The organism is Pseudomonas sp. (assembly GCF_050739995.1).
GTDB lineage: Bacteria > Pseudomonadota > Gammaproteobacteria > Pseudomonadales > Pseudomonadaceae > Aquipseudomonas.
In genome coordinates this window covers 1-1,811 of record NZ_JBOICG010000700.1, presented here as the reverse complement: position 1 = coordinate 1,811, position 1,811 = coordinate 1, and the positions used below count along the sequence as shown (strand labels likewise).

Annotated in this window: 2 protein-coding genes; one reads left to right on the top strand and one right to left on the bottom strand. The window is 58.8% G+C overall.

Annotation, left to right across the window (positions count from 1 at the left end):
* Positions 1–1,259 (bottom strand): D-alanyl-D-alanine carboxypeptidase/D-alanyl-D-alanine endopeptidase (dacB, locus tag ACRESD_RS23590; protein ID WP_431753109.1); only part of this gene is annotated, 1,259 nt, incomplete at its 3' end.
* 236 nt (positions 1,260–1,495) lie between these two features.
* Between dacB and ACRESD_RS23585 the strand changes: the two genes are divergently transcribed.
* The coding region (locus ACRESD_RS23585) for a YggL family protein (RefSeq protein WP_431753108.1) at positions 1,496–1,811 on the top strand (316 nt) is incomplete at its 3' end.

The window sequence follows — 1,811 nt, the reverse complement described above, 5'->3', positions numbered from 1 at the left end:
CGCAGTGCGGTGGTCTTCAGGCGTTTGCGCATGGTGCCGTCGGTGCCGGCAATTGGCAGCGAGCTGATGTATTCGGCCGCGTAAGGGCCTTTCCAGGCCGCTTGCAGCATAGCCGCCATCTCGCGGGCGCTGACCCGTTCGGCGCGGGACAGCCCGGAGCCGTTTTCCATCACCAGGTGCGGTGCAGTGATACCTTTTTTCGCCAGCCACTGGCGCACCACACGTTGCGCAGCCTTGGCATCGTCGCCATCGGCATCGTTGCGAAACTGTGCGCCGAGGCTGAGGAACAGCTGCTGGGCCATGGTGTTGTTACTGTATTTGTTGATGTCGCGGATGATTTCCGCCAGGTCCGGGGAGAACGCACGGGCCAGTACCTTCGCATCCTTGGGCACTGGCGCCTGGATATCACGGCCCTGGATCGTGCCGCCCAGTTCCTGCCAGATCGCCCGCACGGCGCCGGCGGTGTAGGTGGCGTGGTCGAGCAGTGACAGGTAAGTCTGCGAACTGCAGCCATCGCCCAACTGGCCGCTGACAGTAACGGTCACGCTGCCGTCGGCCGCCGTCACAGGGCTGTAGCGCACGTCGCCGGTGCATTGTTTGGTGTTGTTCGCCTTCACCTGATTGTCGATGCGAATGCTCGCGATCGGTGGTTCGACCGACACGATCACCCGGCCCGAATCATTGCGGGTGACAAAGCGCAGGGCCTTGAGGTTGACGAGCAGGGCGTCGGGCTTGACCAGGAACGGCTTGTTCTCGTCGTTGCCGTCGTCATTGAATTCCGGCAGTTGCGGTTGGTTGAAGAAACTGCGGTCCAGCACCAGGTCACCGGTGACTTGCTGCACGCCGTTGGCGCGCAGGTCGCGCATCAACAGCCAGAGTTTTTCCATGTTCAGCTTGGGATCACCACCGCCCTTGAGGTACAGGTTGCCGCGCAGTACACCACCGCTGAGCGTGCCGTCGGTGTAGAACTCGGTCTTCCACTGGTGGTTGGGGCCCAGCATTTCCAAGGCTGCATAGGTGGTGACCAGCTTCATGGTGGAGGCCGGGTTGACCGACACGTCTGCGTTGAAAATGGTGGGTGTGCCCGGGCCGTTCAGCGGCAGCATCACCAACGACAGCGCAGTGTTTTGAATCTTGGCTTTCTGGAGGGCCTGCTGGACATTGGGTGGCAGGGTGTTATTGACGGGAGCGGCGGTGGCGGAAAAAGCCAGTGGCAGGAAAACGCCGGCAAGTAGCATTGAACGTAAAGATTTGATCATATGGAATAAAACCCTGCTGCTGAGGAGGGTGAAAAAAGTGAGGGGTAACCAAGAAAATCCCTCAATAGTCATGAAAGTGTCGGCATTATGCCCCAAGGGGGTTCCAGTTGTAGCTGAACGATAGCTGGTAATCGGCGTTTTTTTTACAGGCATTGTGCCGCCTGTCCCAGAGAGTCGGGCAATCGCCACCTTAAACTGCTAAAGTGCCCGCCGTTATTACTTAAGAGGATTGTTCCATGGCGACTAACCGTTCCCAGCGTCTGCGCAAAAAACTGTGCGTTGATGAATTCCAAGAGCTGGGTTTCGAACTGAACCTGGACTTCAACGAAGGCCTGAGTGAAGAAGCTATCGACGCTTTCCTCGACGCATTCCTGAAAGAAGCGATGGAGGCCAATGGTCTCGGCTACGTGGGCGGCGATGACTACGGTCTGGTTTGCCTGCAGAAGCGCGGCTCGGTCAGCGAAGAACAGCGTGCTGCTGTTGAAGGCTGGCTCAAGGCTCGCAGCGAACTGAAAAGCGCTGAAGTCAGCCCGCTGCTGGACGTGTGGTATC